The sequence below is a fragment of the Polaribacter ponticola genome (genome assembly GCF_026191475.2).
GTDB lineage: Bacteria > Bacteroidota > Bacteroidia > Flavobacteriales > Flavobacteriaceae > Polaribacter > Polaribacter ponticola.
In genome coordinates this window covers 1,196,836-1,222,941 of sequence record NZ_JAOSLC020000003.1, presented here as the reverse complement: position 1 = coordinate 1,222,941, position 26,106 = coordinate 1,196,836, and the positions used below count along the sequence as shown (strand labels likewise).

Genomic DNA, 26,106 nt, shown 5'->3' with positions numbered 1-26,106 from the left:
ATTATTTGATTGGGAAAGGATTGTCAATTTTTGATAATCCTTTTTTTTATCAAAAAGAATTAGAATAAAAAATGAAGAAAGTTTTAATATTAGGAGCAGGAATGGTTGTGAAGCCCATAGTACATTATCTGCTTAACAATGGTATTGCAGTTACAATTGCAAGTAGAACAAAAGAAAAAGCAGAAAAAGTTTTAGAAGGCTATAGAAATGGAAAAGCAATTTCTTGGACTATTGATGATTTAGAAGCATTAGATAATCTAATTATAAATCATGATATTACAGTTAGTTTATTGCCTTATGTACATCATGTAACTGTGGCAAAAAAATGCATTCAGTTAAAGAAGAATATGGTAACAACTTCTTATGTTTCAGATGAAATGAAAGCATTGAATGCGCAAGCTAAAGAAGCTAATATTTTACTGTTAAATGAAATAGGAGTAGATCCAGGACTCGATCATATGACAGCCATGGAAATTATTGATAGAGTACATGAAGAAGGCGGAAAAGTTGATGAGTTTTATTCACTTTGTGGTGCTTTATGCGCTCCAGAAGCATCAAATAATCCTTTTCGATATAAGTTTTCTTGGTCTCCAAAAGGAGTTGTCATGGCAAGTAATAATAATGCTACTTTTCTTAAAAACAATAAAATTGTAGAAATAGAAACAGCTAATTTATTTAAAAATCCTTTAAAAATAGATTTTCCTGAAATTGAGGAAATGGAAGTGTACCCAAATAGAAATTCATTACCATACATAGATATTTATAAAATTCCGGAAGTAAAAATAATGTATAGAGGTACTTTTAGATACAAAGGTTGGTGTGCAGCTTTAGATTTGTTGAAGAATTTAAACTTAACCACATACGATGTTTTAAAGGTAAAAGGAAAATCGTTATCCCAAATTGTAGCAGAAATAAATAATTTTAAAGTAGATAATCTTAAAAATGAAATAAAAAATAGATTCAATATTGATGATTCTCATTTAGGTTTAAAAGCAATTGAATGGTTGGGGATATTAGATGCTACTAAAATTATTTCTCAAGAAAATACTTCAACTTTTGATATTATTTCTGATTTAATGATTGATAAAATGATGATGAACAAATCTGAAAGAGATATGGTAATTATGCAGCATATTTTTAATATTTCTAATAAAAATGGCAAAAAGGAAACCATTATTTCTAAAATGATAGATTACGGTAATGATAAATATACATCTATTGCAAAAACAGTTGCATTGCCTGCTGCAATTGCGGTTAAATTAATACTAGAAGGAACAGTTAAAGGAAATGGAGTTCAAATTCCTATAGAAAAATCAGTGTATGTTCCTATTCTTAATTTACTGAAAAAAGAAGGTGTATTTATGAGTGAAACTAGAGAATTACATATATAAAAATAAATTATTCATTCAATTTTATAGTTTCTACATAAGCAGTTTTAAAACTGATTTTCTTTGTAAATTTGTATAGAAATTAAAAGCAAATGATTGTACAAGGTAATATTGTAGATATACAAAACAAACAAATTTTTAAAGGTGAAGTTGAGGTAGTAAATGGTAAGATTTTAGCTATTAGAGAATCCAATCACAGTAAAGAAAACTATATTTTACCAGGTTTTGTAGATGCACATATTCACATAGAAAGTTCTATGCTGGTTCCGTCTGAATTTGCTAAAGTTGCTGTAAGACATGGAACCGTTGCAACGGTTTCCGATCCGCATGAAATTGCGAATGTTTTAGGTGTAAAAGGAGTTGAGTTTATGATTGAAAACGGAAAAAAAGTTCCGTTGAAATTCAATTTTGGTGCGCCAAGTTGTGTGCCAGCAACGTCTTTTGAAAGTGCAGGTGCAATTATAGATGCTGATGATATTAAGTTGATGATGGAAAATCCGGACATTAAATATCTTGCTGAAATGATGAATTACCCAGGTGTTTTGTTTGATGACGCAGCCGTTTTAGCAAAAATTCAGCACGCAAAAAACAATAACAAACCAATTGATGGTCATGCGCCAGGTTTAAGAGGCGATGATGTTACTAAATATATTGCTGCAGGAATTTCTACAGATCATGAGTGTTTTTCTTATGATGAAGCTTTAGAGAAGCTCCAAAAAGGAATGAAGGTAATTATCCGTGAAGGTTCCGCAGCTAAAAACTTCGAAGCGCTAATCGATTTATTACCAGTACATTTTGAGAATATGATGTTTTGTTCAGACGATAAACATCCAGACGATTTGTTGTTAGGTCATATAAATCAGTTGTGTGAAAGAGCGGTTGCAAAAGGAATTAACGTTTTTAAAGTATTGCAAGTAGCTTGTATAAATCCTGTTAAACATTATAATTTAGATGTTGGGCTTTTACAAAAAGGAGATGATGCAGATTTTGTTGTAGTTGATAGTTTAGAGAAATTTAATGTTTTAGAAACTTATATAAATGGAGAGTTAGTAGCAAAAGAAGGAGAATCTTTTGTAAAATCTGTAGATTTTGAAGTGCTGAATAATTTTAATACTGATAAAAAGAAAGTATCAGATTTTAGATATGTTTCTTCATCAGAAAAAATAAGAGTTATTGAAGCTTTAGATGGCGAGTTGGTTACCAATCAACTTGAAGAAGATTCTTTAATTGAAAATGGTAATTTAGTTTCCAATACAGCAACCGATGTTTTAAAAATGACTGTTGTAAATCGTTATAAAAACGATAAACCTGCAATTGCTTTTATAAAAAATTTCGGGTTAAAAGAAGGTGTCATTGCAAGTTCTGTAGGGCACGATTCTCATAACATTATTGCAGTTGGGGTTTCTGATGAAGCTATTTGTAAGGCTGTAAATTTAATTATTGCTAATAAAGGTGGCGTTTGTGCAGTAAATACATCCGAAGAAAAAATAGTTTCGTTACCAGTTGCAGGTATTATGTCTGATAAACCTGCAGAAGAAATAGGAAAAGCATATGCAGAATTAGATACAATGGCAAAACAAATGGGTAGTAAATTACGTGCACCTTATATGAGTTTGTCTTTTATGGCTTTACTTGTAATTCCGTCTTTAAAATTATCAGACCAAGGTTTGTTTGATGGTAGGAGTTTTAAATTTACTTCTTTAGAGGTTAACTAGCTTTACCTTTTATCGACACTTATATAGTTATATTGCTATTACTCATCTATACTTAAAGTTGAGTTCATCTATAATTGATTAATTTATACTTTATACGTTTTTATATTTGATTTCTTCTAAATAATAAATTTAGAAGAAGAAAAATATTTTTCTATGTATGATATTTTATTTCCTGATCTAACAATTTAATTTATTATTTCATAGATATTTTTAGAGTTTAGAAATTAAAATATCACTTTAAAACTAACGGATATTATGATTATTACAAGAGATGAATATAATAATGCATTAGATGTTATAGAAGCTTATCAAAAACAATTATTTCAGAATCACAGTAAAGAAAGTACACCTAATAATGGAAAAACTAAAATTAGCGATTGGATTGAGTTTACTAGATGTGGAGTAAGGTTAAAGAAGGCTTTAGAGAAACTAGAAGTATATAATGCAAAAGAAAAGTGTTATACTAAAATAGAATATATAGAAGACGTTACCAAAACTATATTTTTAAAGCAAAAGAGTACTGGTTGGAAATCTTGGAATGAATTTGTGCATTTACGTGGCTTTTAAATTAATTTTTAGGATTACTTAAAATCTTCAATTTTCCATAGTTAAATTAATTAAACTTTAGCATTTAATACTGTACTTTTGCTTTTTATCAATAAAAAAGAAAGATGAGTTTACAACTAGATTTAGAAAATAGGAGCGGTAATAAGTGCGAGCTATGTGCATCAACAACTAATTTATCAGTTTATGATGTAAAACCTACAATTACAGGTGGTGGTGGAAATGATGGAAGTTTGTTGGCATGCGAAACTTGTGTAACTCAAATTGATAATCCACAAGAAACAGAAGCAAACCATTGGCGTTGTTTAAATGACTCTATGTGGTCTGAGCACAGAGCTGTAAAAGTAGTTGCTTGGAGAATGTTATCTCGTCTTAGAAAAGAAGGTTGGCCTCAAGATTTATTAGATATGATGTATTTAGAAGATGACGATTTACGTTTTGCTAAAGAATCTGGAGATCATTTAGATGAAAGTGAAAAAATTATACATAGAGATGCAAATGGTGCAATTTTACAAGCTGGAGATTCTGTAGTTTTAATTAAAGATTTAAAAGTAAAAGGTTCAAGTATGGTTGCAAAACAAGGAACTGCAGTGCGTAGAATTTCTTTAGATCATGAAAATGCTAAATTTATTGAAGGTAAAGTTGGACCTACACAAATTGTAATTATTACAGATTACGTTAAAAAAATGGCAGAGAAAGAGTAGTTTTCTTAAAAGAATTCACTTTTATACTCCCAGAATTTTATAAAAAATAAAATTAGATAAACAGTTGCTATAGAAAATTTAATAGTTGCTGATGCTAAAAAGCCTACAAAGGCACCAAATGAAGCTTTTAACGCTCTATTGGTGTCTTTTTTGTCATATAGTAATTCTCCAAAAAAAGCACCAAAGAAAGCACCTAATAACATGCCGAAGGGAATAGGAGATAATAAGCCAATAAGTAAACCAATTGTTGTTCCATAAACCCCGTATTTTGTGCCTCCAAAACGTTTTGTACCAATTGCAGGAATAAAATAATCTAGCACCCAAATTAATAATGCAATAGCTAAGGTAACTCCTAAAAAGGTATAATCTATTGGAACAATCTTAGTAAAATACAAAAATAATAAACCTATCCAACTTGTTAATGGTCCTGGTAATATTGGTAAGAAAGCGCCAATAATACCTAGTATTACAAAGACAAAACCTACTGTTAAAAATAAAATATCCATAACTTAATTTACTTGTTTGACGATCAAAAAGTGAGTTTGTTACAATTACTTTGTAACTAAAAAATTAGTTTAAACTAATTTTTTAGTTATATTTGTGTAATCGAATATGTTAATAATGAAGAAAATAGTGCCTAAAATTTTATTTTTAATAGCTCTTTTAATGGTTGATGTAAATTATTCTCAACAAAGAGCAGATGAAATTATTATTCCTAAAATAGAAAATCCAAGGTTTGAAAAAGGGAAAGGAGCGAGAATTTTTATTGATCAAAGTCATCATAATTTTCATCAACTAAATGGACGATTTAAACCTTTTGCAGATTTAATGACTTCTGATGGTTATCAATTAGATAGCATTATTGATTTTAAGGCATTACTTAAAAATGATGTTTTAGTGATTTCTAATCCTATCAATCAAAAAAATATTCGCAATTGGAGACAACCTATTTACAATGCTTTTTCAAAGGAAGATATCAGCTTTATAAAAAAATGGGTTAAAAAAGGAGGTAGATTATTATTAATTGCAGATCATATGCCTTTTTCTGGTGCTGCAAATAAATTAGCAAATGCTTTTGGTTTTAGCTTTTGTGATGGTTTTGCTTATCAAATGAAAGAAAATAGAAATGCTCCAGATGTTTTTTCTATAAAAAACAATCGTTTTTTAAACACGGTTATTTCTGATGGAACTTTTGGAGAAAAAATAGATAACATTACCACATTTACAGGCTCATCATTTACAATTCCTAAAAATGCAAAAGGTATTTTAAAGTTTAAAAAAGGAGATTATTGTTTGGCTCCAGAAATTGCATGGAGATTTAATGATGATACACCGAGTACAGATTTAGAAAACAGTTATCAAGGGGCTATTTTAGAATTCGGAAAAGGAAAAATAGCTGTTTTTGGAGAAGCAGCAATGTTTACTGCACAAACAATTACTAACAACTCAGGTACTTTTAAGTTCGGTTTTCATGCTGAACAAGCTCCAAATAACATTCAATTTATTAGAAATTTAATTTTCTGGTTAAGTAAAAAATAAAAATTATGAGTAAACAATTAACAAAAGCAGAAGAGCAAATAATGCAAGTTTTATGGGATTTAGGCGAAACCTCTGTAAAAGAGGTTATAGAAAAATTACCAATTCCTAAACCTGCTTACAATACTGTTTCTACCATTATTAGAATCTTAGAAACCAAAGAATTTGTTGCACATAAACCCAAAGGTAGAGGCTATATTTATTATCCTATTATTGATAAAGAAACTTACAGTAATCAAAGTTTACACAAATTAATGAATGGTTATTTTAATGGTTCGTTTAAAAGCATGGTTTCCTTTTTTGTGAAAGAAAATAAGATGGATGTTAATGAATTAGAGTCTATTTTAAAAGAAGTGAATAAAGGAAAGTAAGTTTTTATACGGCAGTCACAGTGTTCAGTGTTGTCGGTTCAAGTGAATTTTTAGGAACGAAAAATTTGTATCGAGTACTTTTTGATAATACAAATGACTTCTCGATACAATTCAGCAAAAAAAGCTGAATCACTCGAAGTGACAGAGTAAAAAAATAACAATAAATAAAAAACAATGATAAACTATATCCTTCAAGTCATATTATTTCAAGTTTTATTCTTGGCTATTTATGATTTCTTTTTAAGCAAAGAAACGTTTTTCATCAAAAACAGATGGTATTTATTAAGTACACCAGTTTTGTCTTTTTTAATTCCGTTTATAAAAATACCTACGTTTCAGAAAGAAGTTCCGCAACAATATATTGTGTATTTACCAGAACTTATTTTATCACCAGAAAAAGTAATTCAAAATGTAATTACTGAAACTTCTTTTTATCAATCGATAAACTATATTTCTATTTTATTTTGGATTGGTGTCGCAGTTTTTTCAATATTATTTTTTATAAAACTGGTAAAGATTTTTAATTTAATTAGAAAAAATGAAGCTCAAAAACTTTCAGATTTTACGTTGATTCTCATTCCAAATCAGACAAAAGCATTTTCGTTTTTTAACTATGTGTTTTTAGGTAAGGAAATTACAGAATCGAAAAGAACAAAAATTATAGAACACGAATTAGTGCATAGTAAACAAAAACATTCTTTAGATCTTTTATTTTTTGAGTTTCTAAAAATAGCCATGTGGTTTAATCCTATGATTTATTTCTATCAAAAAAGAATAACACTTGTACACGAATATATTTCTGATTCAATTGTGGCTAAATCGGAAAGCAAAGACCAGTATATAAATAACTTACTATCCAACTTTTTTCAAGTTGAAAACATATCGTTTATCAATCAATTTCATAAGAATTCGTTAATTAAAAAAAGAATATTAATGATGACAAAAAACAAATCTAAAAAAATGAATCAATTAAAGTATTTGGTTTTAATCCCTGTTTTAGCAAGTATGTTATTTTATTCTTCTTGTTCTGAGAATTCTTCTGAGAAAGAAATTTCATCAGAAATGAAACTTCAATCAATTTATAGAAGTAGTAAAGGGAGATTATTTAGTTTTAAAGGAAACAAAGAAACTTATTTAGATTCATATTTTGGAGATGAGCCTCCAGAAGAAGTTGAAGAAATATTATTTCAAAATTTATCAAAAAACGAACAGGAAGAGTTTAATGTATTTAACAGGAGACTGATTGCTGCTCTTAAAAAAATCCTAAGTTTAAAAACAATAACAAATCTAGATTTTTTAGAATGCCAAATGGTAGGGTTTGTATTGGGGTTGTTTTTAAGGGCTTAAATTCTATTCATCCTGATGATATTGGTGATGAACTTTTATTTACAAGATTAGAAAAAACACCTACTTTTCCAGGATGTGAAGAAAGAGATTCAGATTGTTTCTTAGAGAAGTTACAAGAATATTTTGATACTAATTTTAATAGTAAAATAACTAAGAATTTAGGTTTAAGACCAGGAAAAGAAAAGGTTAATTTAGAATTTAATATTGATTTAAATGGAAATGTTACTGATTTAAAAGTTAGAGCTTCTCGTAAAATTATCAAGGATGAAGTAATAAAAATAATGAGTTTATTACCAAAAATGACTCATGGAGAAAAATATGGGAAACCTATTAAAGCAAAGTATGTATTACCTATTACTTTCTCAATAATATAAAAATAAAACCAATGATAAACTACATCCTTCAAGTCATATTATTTCAAGTTTTATTCTTGGCTATTTATGATTTCTTTTTAAGCAAAGAAACATTTTTCATCAAAAACAGATGGTATTTATTAAGTACGCCAGTTTTGTCTTTTTTAATTCCATTTATAAGAATACCAAGTTTTCAAAAGGCTGTTCCGCAAGAATTTATTGTGTATTTACCAGAGATCTTTTTATCACCAGAAAAAGCGATTCAACAAACATTTCAGGAAAGTGTGTTACAATCTTCTTTTACAATTTTTACAATGTTATTTTGGATTGGAGTATCAATTTTTTCTCTAATTTTTATGATGAAGTTGATAAAAATTATCAATCTAATTCGTAAAAATGAAACTGTAAAGAATTCTAATTTTACATTAATATTTATTCCAAAAGTTTCAAAAGCATTTTCATTTTTTAGATATATTTTTTTAGGAAAAGAAATACCAAAAAATCAACAAGAAAAAGTAATTGAGCATGAATTAGTGCATAGCAAACAAAATCATTCTTTAGATTTAATTTTCTTTGAATTCTTAAAAATTGTGATGTGGTTTAACCCTATGATTTATTTCTATCAAAGAAGAATTACGCTTGTACACGAATACATTTCTGATGCTGTTGTTGCAAAAACAGAAGAAAAAGAAACCTATATAAACAACTTACTATCCAACTTTTTTCAGGTTGAAAACATTTCGTTTATCAATCAATTTTACAAACAAAGTTTAATTAAAAAAAGAATTATTATGATGACAAAAAACAAATCGAAAAAAACAAATCAATTAAAGTATTTGTTATTGATTCCTGTATTAGCTAGTATGCTTTTTTATGTTGCATGTACACAATCAGAAAATGATGTAGCGGAAACTACTTTTAATGAATATCAAGGTAAAATAAAAATTGAAAATGAGGTTTATTTTATTAAACAAAATGAGCTAGGAGAAACTATCGGTTTTAGTAGTAAAGGACAAAAAGTAGATATTTTAAGTTTATTGCCAGAAAGTGTAGTTGCTTTAAATTTTGAAGATGGTAAATTGATAACTGAGTTTAATTATGAATCTAAAAAACCAAAATTAAATTATGATGTAAAAAGTGAAGTAAGATTAGAAACTGAAGAAGTTTCATTTATGAACATCCATAAAGCACCAACTTTCCCAGGTTGTGAAACTGGAGATAAAAAATGTTTTTCTAAAATGGTGCAAAAACATTTTTCTAGAAATTTTAATGCAGATTTACCAAAAACTCTAGGTTTAAGTAAAGGAAAGAAAAGAGTTTTTATTGGTTTTAAAATTGATAAACATGGTGCTATAGTTGATGTAAAAGCAAAAGCACCTCATGAAGATATTAAAAATGAGGTATTAACTGTAATGAACTCTTTGCCAAAAATGATACCAGGAGAACTTAAAGATGGGGAAAAAGTAGCGGTAAAATATAATATACCTTTTACTATATTAGTAGAATAAAATGAATCTATGAAAAAGAATTTATTAATAGTACTATTATTTTGTATTATAAAAGTCGAAGCCCAAACTTCGACTTTTACGGTTTCGGATAGTTTATTTGCAAAAGGTAGGTATAAATTAGCTCTACAAGAACTAGATAAAATGGAACCTTCTTTTTTATCTAACTATAAAAAAGCGACTATTTACGAATCTATAGATAGTTATAAAAACACCACCATTTTCCTTGAAAAATCTTTAACATTTACAAACGATTATAAAGCAAAATTAAAACTTGCAAAAAATTATCGTCGTTTAAAAAAACTAAAAAGGCAGTTAAAATTTATGAAGAAATCTTGGAAAAAGATTCATTAAATTTAGTTTTAAAATATCAATTAGGAAAACTGTATATCATCACAAGAAATCCTAAAAAAGCAATATCAACTTTCAAATATTTAATTAAAAATGATACTTTAAATGCCAATTATTCTTATCATTTAGGGTTGTCTTATGCTATAAACGGACAAAGAGATCCTATGATTAATAGTTTTATTGATACTTATGAGAAAGATACTTTACACTTAAAAGCAATAGCAAGATTAGCAAAAAGTTTTCAGAAATTGAAAGATAAAGATTCTACACAATTGTTTGTAGATAAAGGTTTGGCTATAAATAAAAATCATAAAGATTTGAATAGATTAAAAATAAATCAATTATACAAAGATAAAAAGTATAAAGAAACTTTGCCTCTATTATTAAATTTAGATAGTATTGATAAGAAAGATACGTATAGTATGACTATGTTAGGTAAAGCATATTATAATTTAGATAGCTTAGAAAAAGCAAAAAAGTATTTTAAAAAACTATCTATTAAAGATTCTGAAGCTTTTAAGGCAAACACCTATTTAGGTCATATTGCTTATAAAGAAAAGGATTACATGGCAGCAAGAATAAATTATATGATTGCTACTTTTAAAGGAAAAATTAAAAGAGATGAAGAATATTATGGTTTAGCATCTGTGCATTTTGAAATTAAAAAGCCTAAACAAGCAATAAAATATTTTGAATTGGCTTATAAAGAGAATCGACAAAATTATAGAGCTTTATACCAACTAGCAAAAATATCCGACGATTATTATAAAGATAAGAAAATAGCTTACAAACATTATGTAAAATATATAGAAAATTTTTATGATACAGATGAAGGCATTTCTGCCTTTGTTAGAAGAAGAATAAAAGATATTAAAAAGGATTACTTTTTAAGAGGTGAAAGCTTAGAGTAAAAGTCGACAATATTTATTAAATTCACGCTTTAATTTATTTTAAATTAAAGCGTTTTATTTTTTAATGATTATGAAGAAAAATTATATACTTATTTTATTGTTCTTGTTTACTTTTAATTCTTTTTCTCAAGATAAAAAAGCTGTTGCAGAAATTTATTTTAAAAAAGCAAAAAAGAGTTTAGTAGAAAAAGATACTTTAAAAACGGAAAAGTATTTAAACAAAGCTAAAGAATTCTTTGGAGGAATCTCAAAACAAGAAATGTCTATTTTTGGAGCTAATTTTTTTATTCGATAAAAAAGCATGCTAAATCTAAAGAATACTTATCAGCTTTTTTTAAATTAAATAAGGATAAAAGCTTAGAAGAATATAACAGCATGTTATTATTGTTTACAGAGAATTTAGATGCGTTAGAAAATTACGAGGCTAAAATTAAGGTAAATAAAAAGAAAGTTGAAGAATTACCAGTTTTAGAAACTAAAAATGAGGATTTAGTTAATAATGATGTTTCTGGGGTAGAAGTAATGGTAGAAGAAGAAATTGTTGAAGATGTTTCTTTTATGATTATCGAAGAGGTTCCTGTTTATCCAGGTTGTTTTGGAACAAAACAGGATTTAAAATTATGTTTTAGTAAAAAAGTTCAACAGCATTTTATTAGAAAATTTAATGCAGATTTACCTAATCAATTAGGCTTATCAGCGGGAAGAAAAAGAGTTTTGATTGGTTTTTTAATAAGTAAAACAGGCGAAGTTAAAAATATACATACTAAAGCACCACATCCTAAAATAAAAGAGGAGGTTAATAGAGTTATGAAGTTATTACCAATAATGAAACCAGGTAAACAAAGAGGAAAAGATGTAGGTGTTAAATATAATATACCTTTTACTCTAATTGTAGAAGGTGATTCTAAAGAATTAGAAAAGAAAAATTAAATTTATGTTTAAACGTTTTCTTTCTTTTTTATTACTAATTATTTTTTTCACTTCATGTGACTATTTTTCGTATTCTAAAGGTGATAATTTACAAGCTCTAGATACAATTGTAGATTTTACATCTGTAGATTTTTCGCCTTCATTTAAAGTATGTGATTCTTTAATTGATAAATCAAAAAAATCGGATTGTTTTAGAAGTACGATGCATCAAAAAATAGGAGAGGAATTAAAAAAATATCCATTAACTATTAAAGATTCAATTAATGAAGTAGTTTTTGTAGATATTTTAATACATTATACTGGGAAAATATCTTTTCAAGAAATAACATCTACCCAAAATTTAAAAGACCAATTGCCTCAATTAGATAGTTTATTAAAGCAGAGTGCTATAAAGTTATCCACTATTTATCCTGCAATAAAGAGAGGTATTCCTGTAACTACAAAATATACATTACCAATTAGAATTGTTCTAAATGAATAAGCTTTGTGTGTTGAAAAAAAATGAGAAACCTAAATAAAGGGTTTCTCATTTTTTATTATTAAATAAATTTTTCGATTTGCTTAATTAAGCATTTTCCAAAGTTTATCCTTTAATTCTTGCAATCCAATTTCTGCAACAGAAGATATAAATAAAGCTTCAACACCTTTAGGTAATTCAGCTTTAATTTCTGCTTTTAATTCATCATCTAACATATCTGTTTTAGAAATAGCTAACAATCTTTCTTTATCTAATAACTCCGGATTGTGTTTTTTAAGCTCATTCAAAAGAATATCATATTCTTTGTTAATATCGTCACTATCTGCTGGTATTAAAAATAACAAAGCAGAGTTACGTTCTATATGTCTTAAAAAACGATGTCCTAAACCTTTTCCTTCTGCTGCACCTTCTATAATACCAGGAATATCTGCAATAACAAATGTGCTATGATTTCTATGTTCTACAATACCTAAATTTGGCTTTAAAGTGGTAAAAGCATAATCTGCAATTTTAGGTTTTGCAGCTGTTAAAACAGATAATAAGGTAGATTTACCAGCATTAGGGAAACCAACCAAACCAACATCAGCTAAAAGCTTTAATTCTAAACGAAACCAACCATCTTGACCGTCTATACCAGGTTGAGCATATCTTGGAGTTTGATTAGTAGAAGATTTAAAATTCCAGTTTCCAAGACCACCTTTTCCACCACGTAATAAAACCACTTCTTTTTGTTCCTCTGTAATTTCTACAATTATTTCATCTGTATCTGCGTCTCTCACAATTGTACCTAACGGTACATCAATAAAAACATCTTCTGCATCATGTCCAGTACTTCTACTAGCGCTACCTGCACCACCACCTTCTGCTCTAAAATGACGCTTGAATTTTAAGTGAAATAAAGTCCACATATTTTTGTTCCCACGCAAAATTACGTGACCACCTCTTCCACCATCTCCTCCATCCGGACCACCTTTTGTAATAAATTTTTCTCTGTGTAAGTGCACAGAACCTTGTCCGCCTTTACCAGAGGAAGCATATATTTTTATGTAGTCAACAAAATTTCCTTCAGTCATAATAGTTGTTTAATCTTGTGTTAGTTTATTTGTGTAATTAATTCTTAGAACAAAATTACACAGTTACACTCTTAAAGTGTATTAAAAACCTTAGCAATACGTTGTGTAATGTCTTCAATAGAACCAACTCCATTTACTCCGTAGTATTTTTGTTGTCCATCAAAATAATCTTTTAAAATAGCAGTTTTGGTATTGTATTCATTAAAACGATTTCTAATTTTTGCTTCATCAGTATCGTCTGTTCTACCGCTAGTTTTTCCTCTTTCTAATAAACGAGTTACTAAAGTATCTTCGGGTACTTCTAAGGCTATCATTCCGTTTATTTGTTCACCTTTTTCTGCTAAAAAAGTATCTAAAGCTTCTGCTTGAGATTGTGTTCTTGGAAAACCATCAAAAATAAAACCATTAGCTTCAGCATTTTTTTCAACTTCTGCTTTTAACATATTTATGGTAACTTCATCTGGCACTAAATCTCCTTCGTCCATATATTTTTTAGCTAGTAAACCAAGTTCTGTTTTATTTTTGATATTAAAACGGAAAACATCTCCTGTAGAAATATGTACTAAATTATACATCTCTTTTAAGAATTCTGCTTGCGTTCCTTTTCCTGCACCTGGAGGGCCAAATAATACGATGTTTTTCATTTTGGGTTGTGTTGTTAGTTGATATATTGCTGGGTAATTTCTTCCTAAACCGTTATAATCTAATCCGTAACCTACAATAAACTTATCTTCAATGCTTTTTCCGATATAATCTATTGGGAGTTCTTTTTTAAACACATCTGGTTTAAAGAAAAGAGTAGCAATTTTTAGTTGTTTTACGTTTTTATCTCTAAAAATATTATAAATTTCTTGTAATGTTCTTCCGGTATCAATAATATCTTCTAAAATAATAACAGTTCTTCCTGTTAAATCTTCATTAATGCCTACTAAATGTTTTACATTGTCTGAAGAAGCAGTTCCATTATATGATGCTAGCTTAACAAAAGAGACTTCGCAATTTCCTTTGTATTCTCTTATAAAATCTGCAGCAAATAAGAAGCAGCCATTTAAAATACCTACAAATATTGGTATTTCATCTTTAGGTAAATCTTCTTTAACCTGTTGCGCTAAATGTTTTACGGTTGCAGAAATTTCCTTTTCATTAATAAAAGGTTTAAAATATAAATCGTGAAGTTTTATAATTTTCATAAGAGTGCAAATATAGTTGCTATATCTTAAATGAAAAAACCGTTTTTAATCTGATATTCAGTAATTAAAAACGGTTTTAATTTATTTAGTATAACTACTAGTTATTTTTTCTTCTTTTTTAGAAGTATCAAACATAATTGGTGTTGCAACAAATAAAGATGAGTATGTACCAACAGCTACACCTACAATTAATGCAAACATAAATCCTTTAATAGAATCTCCTCCAAATGTAAAGATTGCTAACATTACTAATAATGTAGTTAAAGAAGTGTTTATTGTTCTTCCTAAAGTAGAACTTAAAGCTTTATCTACAACCTCACTATATTTCCAATTTGGGTGCGTACCTGTAAACTCTCTAATTCTATCAAAAATTACCACGGTATCATTTAGAGAGTATCCAACTACTGTTAGAATAGCCGCAATAAAAGATTGACCAATTTCCATATCAAAAGGCATAAAACTGTATGTAATTGAGAATACACCTAATACTATTAATACATCGTGGAAAACTGCAACTACAGCACCTATAGAGAAAGAAACTTTTCTAAAACGTAATAAGATGTATAAGAAAACGATAAGTAAAGAACCAAATACAGCATATAATGCAGATGTTTTAATATCATCGGCAATTGTAGGTTCTACTTTCATATAACTCATTACACCAGCTCCTTCTTTTTCAAAACCTGGTTTAAAGTCATTATAAGTTGTTGTTCCTAAATAAGATTTTAAACCTGTATATAAAGCATTTTGAACTTGCTCATCTACTTCCTGTCCTTCTTCATCAATTTTATAAACAGTTGTTATTTTTAATTGATTATCGTCTCCATAAGTTTTTACCTCTGGAGCTGTACCAAATGCTTCTTTTAAGTTAGAAGCAACTTCTGTTGCGTTCATAGATTGCTCAAAACGTACAACGTAAGAACGTCCTCCTTTAAAGTCTACACCTTGTTTTAAACCAATAGAGAAAATAGAAACGATACCTGCAACAATAATTGCTCCAGAAATAATGTATGCTATTTTACGTTTTTTTAAGAACTCAACACTTATGTTTTGGAACCATCCTTTAGAAACAGAAGTATTAAACGTTAAGTTAGAACCTTTGTTTACAGATCTGTCAATTAAAAGACGAGTAATAAAAACAGCAGTAAATAAAGATGTTGCAATACCAATCATTAATGTTAAAGCGAAACCTTTAATTGGTCCAGTTCCAAAAATATATAAAATAATACCTGTTAATAATGTTGTAATATTTGCATCAATAATAGCAGATAATGCTCCTTTAATAGAGAAACCTTCTTCAACAGATTGCTTTAATCCTTTCTTTTTAAATAGTCCTTCTTTAATTCTTTCGAAAATAATAACGTTCGCATCCACAGACATACCAATTGTTAAAATAATACCTGCAATACCAGGTAATGTTAACACAGCGTTGAATGAAGCTAAAATTCCGAAAATAAATAAAATGTTTACCACTAAAGCGATGTCTGCATATAAACCAGCTTTACCATAGTATAAAATCATCCATATTAAAACTAATAAAATAGCTAAACCAAATGAGCTAATAGAAGCATCTATAGATTCTTGACCTAATGATGGTCCTACAACTTCTGCTTGAATAATTCTTGCAGCTGCAGGTAATTTACCAGCTTTTAATACTGTTGATATATCTTCTGCCTCTGCAACTGTCATAGTTCCTCCAGAAATAGAAGTTCTACCACCAGTAATTGCTAAGTTAACAGAAGGTGCTGTATACACATAATCGTCTAAAACAACGGCTACAAAGTTACCTACATTATCTGCAGTCATTTTTGCCCACTGTTTAGTTCCAGAACTATTCATTGTCATAGAAACTTCTGGTTTGTTTAATTGATCAAATACCTGACCTGCATCTAAAATTACATCACCCTCAATTGTTGGTTTGTCATTTCTGTTACCTTTTATAGCATATAATTCAATTAATTCTGTACCATCTGTACCTTTGTTAGATTTATAATTCCATAGAAATTTAGCATACCTTAATTCTGATGGTAATAAAGCTTTTACTTCTTTTTTAGATAATAAGTCGTTCACAGTTGCCGTATCTAATACTCTAGCTTGCGCAACTACAGAACTTAATTGGTTTTGAGACTGAGCAACATTTGGAAATAAATAGGTAAAAAGATTTTTTTGAACCTTAGTAGAGTCTGAGTCTTCACCTAATAAGTTATCAATATCATCTTTTTTAAGTGAATCTTTTTCTGTTTCTAAAACAGAAGTATCTTTTAATAAATCTGCTACTTTAGCATTTGCTGCAAAGAAAAAGTTTTGAACTTCGGCATTTGTATATACTCCCCAAAACTGTAATTCGGCTTTACTTGTAATTAATTTGGTTACACGCTCAATGTCTTTTGCACCAGGTAATTCTATTTGAATTCTACCAGAATTTCCAATTCTTTGAATGTTTGGCTGAGTAACACCAAATTTATCAATTCTACTTCTTAATACTTCAAAAGCAGTACCAATAGAACTGTCTATTTCGTTTTGTAAAGTTTCTTTTACTGTAACGTTAGCTTCATCAAATGAAATTTTATCGCTTAAAGCTTTAGTTCCAAAAATAGAAGGGTCACTTAATTTAGTAGTACCTGCAATATTTTCAAATTCTTCAAAAAATAAGTCTAAATAATTTGCATTACTACTTTTTTGTCTTTTATCAGCTGCTGCTAAAGCATTGTTAAATGATTCATTTTTTGAGTCGTTAGATAAACTTTTTAAAACTTCTTTTACAGAAACTTGTAAAATTGCGTTAATACCACCTTTTAAATCAAGACCAAGATTCATTTCTTTATCTCTAACATCATTATAAGTATATTTTGCAATACCTAAATTTATAATGTCTTTGTTGGCAACACTATCTATATATTTCCCTTCTAAAACAGCTTTCTGTCTTGCATTGTTATCTGCACCTTTAGTCACAGCATAATCCACTGCATCACTTTCAACTTTGTTTGCTAAGAAAGTAAATGATAATTGGTACAAACTCACTAATCCAAAAAGGATAGCGAATACTTTAATAAGTCCTTTATTTTGCATTTTATATATGTTTAGTTGTCAATTTTTAAAAAACGAGCAAATATATAGTTTCTCTAAAAACTTGACAATTATTTTATTGATTGTTTTGTTTATTATAAGATTGATTTTCAAAAGATTTTAATTAGTTTAATATAAACAATAACTAATTATTTTTAGTGAAATGAGAATTAGGTCCAGCTCTTACCTCCGGCTCTTTGTATGAAGTATGATCTTTAGTAAAAGGATCGTTTCGACTTATTCTAAAAGCAGTTTTGTGTAATTTATTTACACCATTTATTTCTAAGTTCTTTAGGGAAGCTGTTAAATTTTTTGTACTAAATCGATCTGAATTATATTTAATTTCAAATATAAATGTATCGTCTAAACTAGAAATAAAAGTGCCATTATTTAATTGATGAATATCAATTTTGTATTTATTTGAAGAACTCTTATTGTCTTTATTCTCTTTCTGGTTATTATAACTAAGTAAGTCTTCTTTTTCTAGAGCTTGTTTTACCTTATCTACATTAAGAGTGCAGAAATAAGAAATTTTTAATTTCCCTTCTTTTGTTTCTATAATTAAAATGTTCTCTACACCAACTTTTAGAAGTTTTTCTTTTACATCGGAAATGGTGTTTTTAATTTCTTGTTTATTAATATTTGTGTTTACAAATTCTAAAACTATTTCTTGATTAGGTGTAGAACCTTTTTCTTGAAATGCTCCAAAAAGTATAAATAATATTAAAAAAAATGTACAAGAGTACCATTTTGAATTCATGAGCCAAATATATAAAAAAGATTACAAGCGTAAACTTGTAAAAATTAATCTTATTTGAATAGATAATTGATTTGTCTTTTATGAATACTTCATTTTTTTAATAAAAATAGAGGTTTTTATGTCATATTATTAAATATGAATATATTAAATTTATAAATTCATAAAATTTTTAATTATTATATATGACGCATTTATCTGATATTCAAATAGCCCAAGCAAAAAAGCTTGTTCATGTAAAAAATATAGCTCAAAAATTAAGTGTAAATGAGGATGATTTAGAAATGTATGGGAAGTACAAAGCTAAATTACCATTGTCTTTAATTGATGATGCTAAGGTTGATAAAAATAATTTAGTGTTGGTAACTGCATTAACACCAACTCCTGCTGGAGAAGGAAAAACAACTGTATCAATTGGATTAACCGAAGGGTTAAATAAAATAGGAAAACAAGCAACTGTTGTTTTAAGAGAACCTTCTTTAGGTCCCGTATTTGGAATAAAAGGTGGTGCTGCTGGTGGTGGTAACTCACAAGTTGTACCAATGGAAGACATTAATTTACATTTTACAGGCGATTTTAATGCTGTTGAGAAAGCTAATAATTTACTTTCTGCTTTAATTGATAACAACATTCAGAGTAAAACAAACAATTTAAATATAGATCCTAGAACTATTCTTTGGAAACGTGTTATCGATATGAATGATAGGGCTCTTCGGGATATTACAATTGGTTTAGGGGGTACTGCTAATGGAGTTCCAAGGCAAGATGGTTTTAATATAACACCAGCTTCTGAGGTTATGGCTATTCTTTGTATGGCATCAGATTTAGAAAATTTAAAAAAACGGTTAGGTGACATATTTATTGGTTTTACATTTGAAAATAAACCAGTATTTGCAAGAGATTTAAAAGCAGAAAATGCAATGGCTATTTTGTTGAAAGATGCAATAAAACCAAATTTAGTTCAAACTTTAGAAGAAAATCCAGCAATTATTCATGGAGGCCCATTTGCCAATATTGCACAAGGAACAAATACAATAATTGCAACTAAAATGGGATTGTCATTATCTAATTATGTAGTAACAGAAGCTGGATTTGGTGCAGATTTAGGAGCAGAGAAATTTTTGAACATAAAATCTGCTTTTGCAAAGTTAAATCCTAAATGTGTGGTTTTAGTGGCAACCATTAGAGCTTTACGTCATCATGGAGGTGCAAAAACAGTTGATTATAATACACCAAGTTTAGAGAAAGTTACTAAAGGGTTTAAAAATTTAGAAAAGCATATAGAGAATATTCGAAAATATAATATCGAACCTGTAGTAGCTATAAATTCTTTTATTTCAGACTCTGAAGACGAGGTAAATTTTGTTATAGAAAAATGTGCTAGTTTGGGTGTTGAAGCAGTTTTGTCTGAAGGATGGGCTAAAGGTGGTGAAGGAACAAAAAAGTTAGCTTCTGCCGTTGTAAATGTTGTAGAAAACAAAGCAACTCAATACACAGCTTTGTATGATTGGAAATCTCCAATTACTGATAAAATTGAAATTATTGCTAAAGAAATTTATGGGGCTAAAAATGTAGAATACAGTAAACAAGCACAGCTAAATTTAAGAAGAATTGATAGATTAGGTTTTAATGATTTTGCTATCTGTATGGCTAAGACTCAAAAATCTTTTTCTGATAATGCTTCTTTAATAGGTAGGCCAGAAGGATTTACGGTAACGGTTAGAGAAATAGAAATAGCGGCAGGAGCACAATTTGTAATCCCTATTTTGGGTAAAATGATGCGAATGCCGGGGTTGCCAACAATACCAGCATCCGAAGGAATGACCATTGATAACAATGGTGTTATTTCTGGGTTGTCTTAAATTTAGAGAAGAGTTTTGATAAAAATAGAAAATCCAACTCTTTTGAGTTGGATTTTTACTATTTACTAATATCTAATTACTAAAAACTAGATACTTTTTATTATAACTCTAATAAACCGTTAGTAGCTTTAACACCAACAGCAGATTCAGATAATTTTGCTTTTTCAGCATCAGTTAAACTGATTTCAACTATTTTTTCAATTCCGTTAGCACCTAATACACAAGGTACACCAATTGATAAATCGTTTAAACCAAATTCACCATCTAATAAAGCAGAACATGGGAATATTTTTTTAGTATCACAAGCAATTGCCTGTACCATTGCAGAAACTGCTGCACCTGGTGCATACCAAGCTGATGTACCTAATAAACCTGTAAGTGTAGCTCCACCAACTTTAGTATCTTGTACTACTTGCTCCATGCGTTCTTCAGATAAAAATTCTGAAACAACAACACTATTTCTTACTGCTTTACCAATTAAAGGTACCATTCCTTTATCAGAATGACCACCAATTACCATTCCATCAACATCAGAAATAGGTGCACCTAAAGCTTCAGCTAATCTATATTTAAAACGTGCAGAATCTAATGCTCCACCCATTCCAATAATTCTATTTTTTGGTAAATTTGTTGTTTTATGAACTAAATATGTCATTGTGTCCATAGGATTAGAAACAACAATGATAATAGTATTTGGAGAATGCTCTATTAAGTTAGCAGAAACCATTTTTACAATACCAGCATTTATACCAATTAACTCTTCGCGAGTCATTCCTGGTTTACGAGGAATCCCAGAAGTAATTACACATACATCAGAACCAGCAGTTTTAGAATAATCGTTTGTGCTACCAGTAATTTTAGTGTCAAAACCATTTAATGATGCTGTTTGCATTAAATCCATTGCTTTACCTTCTGCAAAACCTTCTTTAATGTCTAGAATAACAACTTCTGATGCGAAGTCTTTAATTGCTATGTATTCTGCACAACTTGCACCTACTGCACCTGCTCCTACAACTGTAACTTTCATATAATATATTTTTAATTGTGTTAATTTAAAGTGGAGCAAAAATACAAAAATAAGCTAAGATTTAACTCTTTAAAAACAAAAAAAAGACATCTAAACTAGATGTCTTTTTTTGTTCTATTTTAGTATTAGTTACCTAATACTAATTGCGATACCTGCAGAAATAGTATTGTATTCTTGCAATGTGTAGCTACCAAATATTTTGAAAAAGCCTAAGCTTATTCTTGCTCCAACAGTAGTAGAAAAACCACTAGCATCAAACTCCATATTTGGTGGGGTTAATGACTCTTCGTATGTGTATGTTAATCCTCCTTCAGAATATGTAAATTGACCTTCATAACTACCGGTCATTTTAAATTTAGATGTACCGCTACTATAACCAAGACCTCCATAAACATTTATAAAAGGAAAGTTAAGAGAAGCTATTGCTTGTGCTGTATAAGAACGTAACTCAAAAACTGCTGCAGCATTTGCCATTTGGAAATTTCCAGAATTTACATCAGCAAAAGCATAATTTACATCCATAGAAGTATAAGCTGCTAATAAAGAAACATGTAGTGGTAGTTTATCTAAGGGGCCAAACCAACTTGTAATTTCTTTCTTTAGTCCAAGACCAAGCATTTTAGCAGAGCCACCATCGTCTCCTAAATCTGTTTCAGGAAAAAAACGTACCATAGCTTCCATTTTAAATGGTAAACCTAAATTAAATTGAGCAACAGGTGCTGGAACAGCATTTAATGGAAGGTCTCCAGTAACACCACCTGGTGTCTCAAAATTAGCAGTTACTGTTCTCGATTGCCCGTTAGCAGGAGAAGTTGGATCGTTAATTGTTACTGTTTTAGAAACGGTAAATGTTGTTGGTGTATCTGGTCCTGCAAAAGTTGAGCCTTCAGTAGCATTTGTACTTAAAGCACTAGATAAGCCTAAAGCAGAAATACTAAACATTTCTTTTTCACTTGGTACCATTGAAGCACTTAATCCTATGGAAAGATCGAAACCAAATTTTTTATGAACTTTTGCTGTATGATACCAACTGTTATTCATTGAGTATATAAATCCTTCCATTGCAGGAGCAAAATATGCTTGCATTAATTTGTTAGAATCAGAAGAAGGTGCCAATAAAATGTTTTCGAAGCCATCCTGGGCTTTTGTGTTAAATGATAGGGCAAATACGCTAATAAAAATTAAAATAAACTTTTTCATTTTGTAGTTGATTTAGGTTAATACTTGTGTAAAGTTAAGTTTGGTATTATAAGCTAATATATAAAAAAAACACACTCCTTATAAAGAAGTGTGTGTAATCTGTATGAAAATTAGCTTATTACGCGTCTATATTAGCGTATTTTGCATTTCTTTCTATAAAGTCTCTACGTGGTGGAACTTCGTCTCCCATTAACATAGAGAAAACTCTATCTGCCTCAGTGGCGTTGTCTATAACAACTTGACGTAAAGTTCTAAATTCAGGATTCATAGTAGTGTCCCAAAGTTGTTCTGCATTCATCTCTCCAAGACCTTTATATCTTTGGATATTTACAGAGCCACCTAATTTTTGAGCAATTAAATCACGTTGATTGTCATCCCAAGCGTATTCTCTTTTTTGTCCTTTCTTTACTAAATATAATGGAGGAGTAGCAATGTAAATATAACCTTGCTCAACCATTTCTCTCATATATCTAAAGAAGAATGTTAATATTAAGGTAGCAATATGCGATCCATCTACATCGGCATCACACATAATAACTACTTTATGGTATCTTATTTTTGATAAGTTTAAAGCTCTTGGATCTTCTTCAGTTCCAATAGAAACTCCTAAAGCGGTAAACATGTTTTTGATTTCTTCGTTTTCAAAAACCTTATGTTGCATTGCTTTTTCAACATTTAAAATTTTCCCACGTAGTGGAAGAATTGCTTGAAAGTTTCTGTCTCTACCTTGTTTTGCTGTTCCGCCTGCCGAATCTCCCTCAACTAAGAAAATTTCACATTGAGCAGGATCAGTTTCTGAACAGTCAGATAATTTACCAGGTAAACCTCCAATACTCATCACAGTTTTACGTTGTACCATTTCTCTGGCTTTACGTGCTGCGTGTCTAGCAGTTGCTGCTAAAATTACTTTCTGAACAATCGTTTTTGCATCATTAGGATTTTCCTCTAAATAGTCAGTTAACATTTCTGAAACTGCTTGAGAAACTGCAGAAGATACTTCTCTGTTTCCTAATTTGGTTTTTGTTTGTCCTTCAAATTGTGGTTCTGCAACTTTTACTGAAACGATGGCTGTTAATCCTTCACGGAAATCATCACCTGCAATTTCGAATTTTACATTTTTTAATAAACCAGATTCGTCTGCATACTTTTTTAATGTATGAGTTAAACCTCTTCTAAAACCAGATAAGTGTGTTCCTCCTTCGTGTGTATTAATATTGTTTACATACGAGTGTAAATTTTCTGAATACGACGTATTATACACCATGGCAACTTCAACAGGAATTCCATTTTTCTCACCTTCCATAGAAATTACGGTAGCTGTTAGTTGCTCACGAGTAGAATCTAAATATTTGATAAATTCTGGTAATCCTTCTTTAGAGTGAAACGTTTCAGAAATAAAGTTTCCTTCATCATCTGTGTTTCTTTTATCAGTTAAAGTAATTGTAATTCCTTTATTCAAATATGCTAACTCTCGCATACGAGTTGCTAACGTTTCGTAATTATAAACAGTAGATTGCTGAAAAATTGAAGTATCTGGTAAGAAAGTAACAATCGTTCCTGTAAAATCTGTATCTCCAATAGTTTTTACTGGGTATAAAGTTTTTCCTTTAGAATATTCTTGTTGCCAAACCTTCCCTTCTTTATGAACTGTTGCTGTTAAATGTTCAGATAATGCATTCACACAAGAGACACCAACACCGTGTAAACCACCAGAAACTTTATAAGAATCTTTATCAAATTTACCACCAGCACCAATTTTGGTCATTACAACTTGTAATGCAGAAACGCCTTCTTTTTTATGGATTCCTACAGGAATCCCACGTCCGTTATCTTTGGTTGTTATTGAGTTATCTTCGTTTATTGTTACATCAATTGTGTCACAATAACCACCCATTGCTTCATCAATTGAGTTATCTACAACTTCGTAAACTAAATGGTGTAAACCACGTATACCAACATCTCCAATATACATTGAAGGACGCATTCTTACGTGCTCCATTCCTTCTAATGCCTGAATACTATCGGCAGAGTAATTATGTTTTTTTCTTCGCTCATTATAAAAGTGAATTATTTATTTTAAGGTTGATGAAACTCATCTTGATAAAATGAGGTTCTTAATCTCAAATTTACGAATTTATCATTTTATTTGAGCCTTTTTTAGCGATTAACTTTTAAAATTATCAACATTTGTTAAAAACAAAAAAGTGTCTTAAATCGTCTAAAATTGATTTTATTTTTGATTTTAAGAATTTTAATATAGAATTGAAGTTTGTAATTAATTAAAACTCTTTAGAAGTTATATTTCTATTTTGGATTTTGTTTAATTATAGTTAAATCCTTTCCATTTCCATATAATATATGTTATTAAAAGATAAAATATATTCCATAGTAAAATGAATACGATAAAAGAAAGCCAAGTATCAAAACGAGCCGAATTTGTAATATAAAAGAAGCTATTTCCATCATTTAATTTATGAACTAAATGGTTTGTTCCCCAATTATTACCTAAGTGAATACCAATAGGTAGATATAACGATTTAGATTTTAAAAAAGAGGTTGCAAACAGTAAATGGCCTACTGGAATTGTAATTACGGTAAAAATAATCATTGGAACGCTATTAATTACTCCGCTATCAAAAACATGAACTAGCATAAATAGGATAGAAAACACAATATTAGCTTTTAGAATGGAACTTACTTCTATAGTTTTCTTAAATAAGTATCCTCTAAAAAGAAATTCTTCTACAGCAACCATTGGTAACATTATGTAAAAACCATTTAAAATGTTTTTATAGTTAAAGGTTGTGCTTAAACTCAAAGTTTCTCCAAAACAAAGTGCTCTTAAATATTTAGCAAATAAAAATACTAGGGCTCCGATTAAAATTCCTAAAGGAAAGAATTTTAAGTTCTTAGTCTTAAAATCTATTCCAAAACTACTCAGCTTTTTATTGTCAGATTTTAATAAAACCCAAGTAGCTATTAAAAGACAGATTGCAGATGAATATGGGAAGTATTGTTTTATAACACCTTTATTTAGTAAGCCAGAAATAAAAAGAGCTATGAATAGTATTAAAATACTGAAAATGTATTTCGTTAAAATTGGATGTTTTTTTATTATTGCTTTCATTTTGATGCAGGTGTTATTAGAACTAATTATTTTAGTTCATATTAATAAAGGGTATCTTTTAAGGTGTTTGTTTCTACTTTAAAAAGGAAATGGAAAGAGGGTATTTGTATTGTGATGTATTTGTAGCAGACATAATATTTATAATGGTAGTTATTATACCAAATAGAAAAATTGCACCTGTTAAAAAGAAATTAAATCCAGGAAACGGAAAGAATAGTAATAATGAGAGAATAAAATAGATATTGATTGATAAATGGAAATTTATGATAGCTTTACCGTGTTTGTCGTAAGTTTTATTGTCTTTAGATTTTTGAATCCAGAGAAAAACTGGAAAAATAATATTTCCAAAAGGAATAATTAAACCTAAAAAAGGTATAGAGTGGAGTATAAGCATCCATTTTCTATCAATCTTTTCTTCATTTGGGTTGTCTATAACTATTAAGTCTTCGACTTCTATATTTAAACCAGCAGCAAGTAGTTTTACAGTTTGTAAATGAGGTTGAACAACACCTTTTTCTATCCTTTGAATTGTTCGAACACCCACAGTAGTTTTTTCTGAAAGTTGATCTTGAGTAAACCCTTTTAACTTTCGTTGATACAATAAATTTTCTTTAATAGTTTGCTGTTTCATTTTAGCTGTTTTGATGATAC

At 29.1% G+C, this 26,106-nt stretch carries 25 protein-coding genes; 15 read left to right on the top strand and 10 right to left on the bottom strand.

The annotated features are described in order from the left end of the window. Positions 1-71 precede the first annotated feature (71 nt). From N5A56_RS10630 to N5A56_RS10615, 4 genes are all read left to right on the top strand, one after another. The gene (locus N5A56_RS10630; protein WP_274270391.1) at positions 72-1,391 is read left to right on the top strand and encodes a saccharopine dehydrogenase C-terminal domain-containing protein; all 1,320 of its coding nucleotides are present in this window, start codon (positions 72-74) and stop codon (positions 1,389-1,391) included. An 89-nt stretch (positions 1,392-1,480) separates the two neighbouring features. Then, positions 1,481-3,103 (top strand): adenine deaminase, encoded by a 1,623-nt coding sequence (ade, locus tag N5A56_RS10625; RefSeq protein ID WP_265725436.1) that lies wholly within the window; start codon positions 1,481-1,483, stop codon positions 3,101-3,103. Positions 3,104-3,358: 255 nt separating this feature from the next. Continuing rightward, positions 3,359-3,670, top strand: coding sequence for a hypothetical protein (locus tag N5A56_RS10620; protein WP_265725435.1), 312 nt, complete (start codon positions 3,359-3,361; stop codon positions 3,668-3,670). Between the two features lie 104 nt (positions 3,671-3,774). After that, positions 3,775-4,371: a PhnA domain-containing protein gene (locus N5A56_RS10615; RefSeq protein WP_265725434.1), complete on the top strand. Its 597-nt coding sequence runs from the start codon at positions 3,775-3,777 to the stop codon at positions 4,369-4,371. 5 nt (positions 4,372-4,376) lie between these two features. Here the strand turns inward: N5A56_RS10615 and N5A56_RS10610 are convergent, their stop codons facing one another. Next, positions 4,377-4,877: a DUF456 domain-containing protein gene (locus N5A56_RS10610; protein WP_265725433.1), complete on the bottom strand. Its 501-nt coding sequence runs from the start codon at positions 4,875-4,877 to the stop codon at positions 4,377-4,379. A 115-nt stretch (positions 4,878-4,992) separates the two neighbouring features. Here N5A56_RS10610 and N5A56_RS10605 point away from each other — a divergent pair, with 115 nt between their 5' ends. The 10 genes from N5A56_RS10605 (at position 4,993) to N5A56_RS10560 (ending at position 12,156) form a co-directional block, all read left to right on the top strand. Next, on the top strand, positions 4,993-5,910 hold the full coding sequence (locus N5A56_RS10605; protein ID WP_265725432.1) for a hypothetical protein: 918 nt from the start codon (positions 4,993-4,995) through the stop codon (positions 5,908-5,910). A 5-nt stretch (positions 5,911-5,915) separates the two neighbouring features. After that, positions 5,916-6,278 carry a BlaI/MecI/CopY family transcriptional regulator gene (locus N5A56_RS10600; protein WP_265725431.1) on the top strand — a complete coding sequence of 121 codons (363 nt, stop codon included), beginning with the start codon at positions 5,916-5,918 and terminating at the stop codon, positions 6,276-6,278. A 174-nt stretch (positions 6,279-6,452) separates the two neighbouring features. Then, positions 6,453-7,625 carry a M56 family metallopeptidase gene (locus N5A56_RS10595; protein WP_265725430.1) on the top strand — a complete coding sequence of 391 codons (1,173 nt, stop codon included), beginning with the start codon at positions 6,453-6,455 and terminating at the stop codon, positions 7,623-7,625. After that, entirely contained in the window at positions 7,580-7,999 is a 420-nt protein-coding gene (locus N5A56_RS10590) for an energy transducer TonB (RefSeq protein ID WP_265725429.1), read from the top strand. Before N5A56_RS10595 ends, N5A56_RS10590 begins: the two co-directional genes overlap by 46 nt. 11 nt (positions 8,000-8,010) lie before the next feature. Beyond that, a complete protein-coding gene (locus N5A56_RS10585; RefSeq protein ID WP_265725428.1) occupies positions 8,011-9,486 on the top strand; it encodes a M56 family metallopeptidase in 1,476 nt (491 codons plus the stop codon). A 9-nt stretch (positions 9,487-9,495) separates the two neighbouring features. Beyond that, entirely contained in the window at positions 9,496-9,837 is a 342-nt protein-coding gene (locus N5A56_RS10580) for a hypothetical protein (RefSeq protein WP_274270390.1), read from the top strand. Further along, positions 9,819-10,745, top strand: coding sequence for a tetratricopeptide repeat protein (locus N5A56_RS10575; RefSeq protein ID WP_274270389.1), 927 nt, complete (start codon positions 9,819-9,821; stop codon positions 10,743-10,745). Before N5A56_RS10580 ends, N5A56_RS10575 begins: the two co-directional genes overlap by 19 nt. 64 nt (positions 10,746-10,809) lie before the next feature. After that, complete coding sequence (locus N5A56_RS10570; protein WP_274270388.1) at positions 10,810-11,040, top strand: hypothetical protein; 231 nt, start codon at positions 10,810-10,812, stop codon at positions 11,038-11,040. Between the two features lie 80 nt (positions 11,041-11,120). Then, positions 11,121-11,675 carry an energy transducer TonB gene (locus tag N5A56_RS10565; RefSeq protein WP_265725425.1) on the top strand — a complete coding sequence of 185 codons (555 nt, stop codon included), beginning with the start codon at positions 11,121-11,123 and terminating at the stop codon, positions 11,673-11,675. A gap of 4 nt (positions 11,676-11,679) precedes the next feature. Further along, entirely contained in the window at positions 11,680-12,156 is a 477-nt protein-coding gene (locus tag N5A56_RS10560; protein ID WP_265725424.1) for a hypothetical protein, read from the top strand. 80 nt (positions 12,157-12,236) lie between these two features. On the opposite strand, the gene obgE is transcribed toward N5A56_RS10560, so the two are convergent. The 4 genes from obgE to N5A56_RS10540 all read right to left on the bottom strand — a co-directional run bounded on the left by obgE (position 12,237) and on the right by N5A56_RS10540 (position 18,242). Continuing rightward, positions 12,237-13,226: a GTPase ObgE gene (obgE, locus tag N5A56_RS10555; RefSeq protein ID WP_274270387.1), complete on the bottom strand. Its 990-nt coding sequence runs from the start codon at positions 13,224-13,226 to the stop codon at positions 12,237-12,239. Between the two features lie 71 nt (positions 13,227-13,297). Then, entirely contained in the window at positions 13,298-14,416 is a 1,119-nt protein-coding gene (locus N5A56_RS10550) for an adenylate kinase (protein ID WP_265725423.1), read from the bottom strand. Between the two features lie 81 nt (positions 14,417-14,497). Beyond that, positions 14,498-17,485 carry a protein translocase subunit SecDF gene (gene secDF / locus N5A56_RS10545; RefSeq protein ID WP_265725422.1) on the bottom strand — a complete coding sequence of 996 codons (2,988 nt, stop codon included), beginning with the start codon at positions 17,483-17,485 and terminating at the stop codon, positions 14,498-14,500. Between the two features lie 142 nt (positions 17,486-17,627). Next, entirely contained in the window at positions 17,628-18,242 is a 615-nt protein-coding gene (locus N5A56_RS10540; RefSeq protein ID WP_265725421.1) for a hypothetical protein, read from the bottom strand. A 182-nt stretch (positions 18,243-18,424) separates the two neighbouring features. Between N5A56_RS10540 and N5A56_RS10535 the strand changes: the two genes are divergently transcribed. Then, on the top strand, positions 18,425-20,101 hold the full coding sequence (locus N5A56_RS10535; RefSeq protein WP_265725420.1) for a formate--tetrahydrofolate ligase: 1,677 nt from the start codon (positions 18,425-18,427) through the stop codon (positions 20,099-20,101). Between the two features lie 100 nt (positions 20,102-20,201). On the opposite strand, the gene N5A56_RS10530 is transcribed toward N5A56_RS10535, so the two are convergent. The 5 genes from N5A56_RS10530 to N5A56_RS10510 all read right to left on the bottom strand — a co-directional run bounded on the left by N5A56_RS10530 (position 20,202) and on the right by N5A56_RS10510 (position 26,086). Beyond that, on the bottom strand, positions 20,202-21,128 hold the full coding sequence (locus N5A56_RS10530; protein WP_265725419.1) for a malate dehydrogenase: 927 nt from the start codon (positions 21,126-21,128) through the stop codon (positions 20,202-20,204). Between the two features lie 129 nt (positions 21,129-21,257). Further along, positions 21,258-22,328 carry a DUF6588 family protein gene (locus N5A56_RS10525; protein WP_265725418.1) on the bottom strand — a complete coding sequence of 357 codons (1,071 nt, stop codon included), beginning with the start codon at positions 22,326-22,328 and terminating at the stop codon, positions 21,258-21,260. Between the two features lie 118 nt (positions 22,329-22,446). Continuing rightward, positions 22,447-24,396, bottom strand: coding sequence for a DNA topoisomerase (ATP-hydrolyzing) subunit B (gene gyrB / locus N5A56_RS10520; RefSeq protein WP_265726132.1), 1,950 nt, complete (start codon positions 24,394-24,396; stop codon positions 22,447-22,449). Positions 24,397-24,648: 252 nt separating this feature from the next. Next, complete coding sequence (locus N5A56_RS10515) at positions 24,649-25,455, bottom strand: CPBP family intramembrane glutamic endopeptidase (protein ID WP_265725417.1); 807 nt, start codon at positions 25,453-25,455, stop codon at positions 24,649-24,651. Between the two features lie 73 nt (positions 25,456-25,528). Then, a complete protein-coding gene (locus tag N5A56_RS10510) occupies positions 25,529-26,086 on the bottom strand; it encodes a helix-turn-helix domain-containing protein (RefSeq protein ID WP_265725416.1) in 558 nt (185 codons plus the stop codon). Positions 26,087-26,106: the final 20 nt, after the last annotated feature.

Bases quoted from the DNA above. Each gene is read 5' to 3' on its own strand.
- N5A56_RS10630 (WP_274270391.1), top strand. From the start codon at position 72: ATGAAGAAAGTTTTAATATTAGGAGCAGGAATGGTTGTGAAGCCCATA.
- ade (WP_265725436.1), top strand. From the start codon at position 1,481: ATGATTGTACAAGGTAATATTGTAGATATACAAAACAAACAAATTTTT.
- N5A56_RS10620 (WP_265725435.1), top strand. From the start codon at position 3,359: ATGATTATTACAAGAGATGAATATAATAATGCATTAGATGTTATAGAA.
- N5A56_RS10615 (WP_265725434.1), top strand. From the start codon at position 3,775: ATGAGTTTACAACTAGATTTAGAAAATAGGAGCGGTAATAAGTGCGAG.
- N5A56_RS10610 (WP_265725433.1), bottom strand. From the start codon at position 4,877: ATGGATATTTTATTTTTAACAGTAGGTTTTGTCTTTGTAATACTAGGT.
- N5A56_RS10605 (WP_265725432.1), top strand. From the start codon at position 4,993: ATGAAGAAAATAGTGCCTAAAATTTTATTTTTAATAGCTCTTTTAATG.
- N5A56_RS10600 (WP_265725431.1), top strand. From the start codon at position 5,916: ATGAGTAAACAATTAACAAAAGCAGAAGAGCAAATAATGCAAGTTTTA.
- N5A56_RS10595 (WP_265725430.1), top strand. From the start codon at position 6,453: ATGATAAACTATATCCTTCAAGTCATATTATTTCAAGTTTTATTCTTG.
- N5A56_RS10590 (WP_265725429.1), top strand. From the start codon at position 7,580: ATGCCAAATGGTAGGGTTTGTATTGGGGTTGTTTTTAAGGGCTTAAAT.
- N5A56_RS10585 (WP_265725428.1), top strand. From the start codon at position 8,011: ATGATAAACTACATCCTTCAAGTCATATTATTTCAAGTTTTATTCTTG.
- N5A56_RS10580 (WP_274270390.1), top strand. From the start codon at position 9,496: ATGAAAAAGAATTTATTAATAGTACTATTATTTTGTATTATAAAAGTC.
- N5A56_RS10570 (WP_274270388.1), top strand. From the start codon at position 10,810: ATGATTATGAAGAAAAATTATATACTTATTTTATTGTTCTTGTTTACT.
- N5A56_RS10565 (WP_265725425.1), top strand. From the start codon at position 11,121: ATGTTATTATTGTTTACAGAGAATTTAGATGCGTTAGAAAATTACGAG.
- N5A56_RS10560 (WP_265725424.1), top strand. From the start codon at position 11,680: ATGTTTAAACGTTTTCTTTCTTTTTTATTACTAATTATTTTTTTCACT.
- obgE (WP_274270387.1), bottom strand. From the start codon at position 13,226: ATGACTGAAGGAAATTTTGTTGACTACATAAAAATATATGCTTCCTCT.
- N5A56_RS10550 (WP_265725423.1), bottom strand. From the start codon at position 14,416: ATGAAAATTATAAAACTTCACGATTTATATTTTAAACCTTTTATTAAT.
- secDF (WP_265725422.1), bottom strand. From the start codon at position 17,485: ATGCAAAATAAAGGACTTATTAAAGTATTCGCTATCCTTTTTGGATTA.
- N5A56_RS10540 (WP_265725421.1), bottom strand. From the start codon at position 18,242: ATGAATTCAAAATGGTACTCTTGTACATTTTTTTTAATATTATTTATA.
- N5A56_RS10535 (WP_265725420.1), top strand. From the start codon at position 18,425: ATGACGCATTTATCTGATATTCAAATAGCCCAAGCAAAAAAGCTTGTT.
- N5A56_RS10530 (WP_265725419.1), bottom strand. From the start codon at position 21,128: ATGAAAGTTACAGTTGTAGGAGCAGGTGCAGTAGGTGCAAGTTGTGCA.
- N5A56_RS10525 (WP_265725418.1), bottom strand. From the start codon at position 22,328: ATGAAAAAGTTTATTTTAATTTTTATTAGCGTATTTGCCCTATCATTT.
- N5A56_RS10515 (WP_265725417.1), bottom strand. From the start codon at position 25,455: ATGAAAGCAATAATAAAAAAACATCCAATTTTAACGAAATACATTTTC.
- N5A56_RS10510 (WP_265725416.1), bottom strand. From the start codon at position 26,086: ATGAAACAGCAAACTATTAAAGAAAATTTATTGTATCAACGAAAGTTA.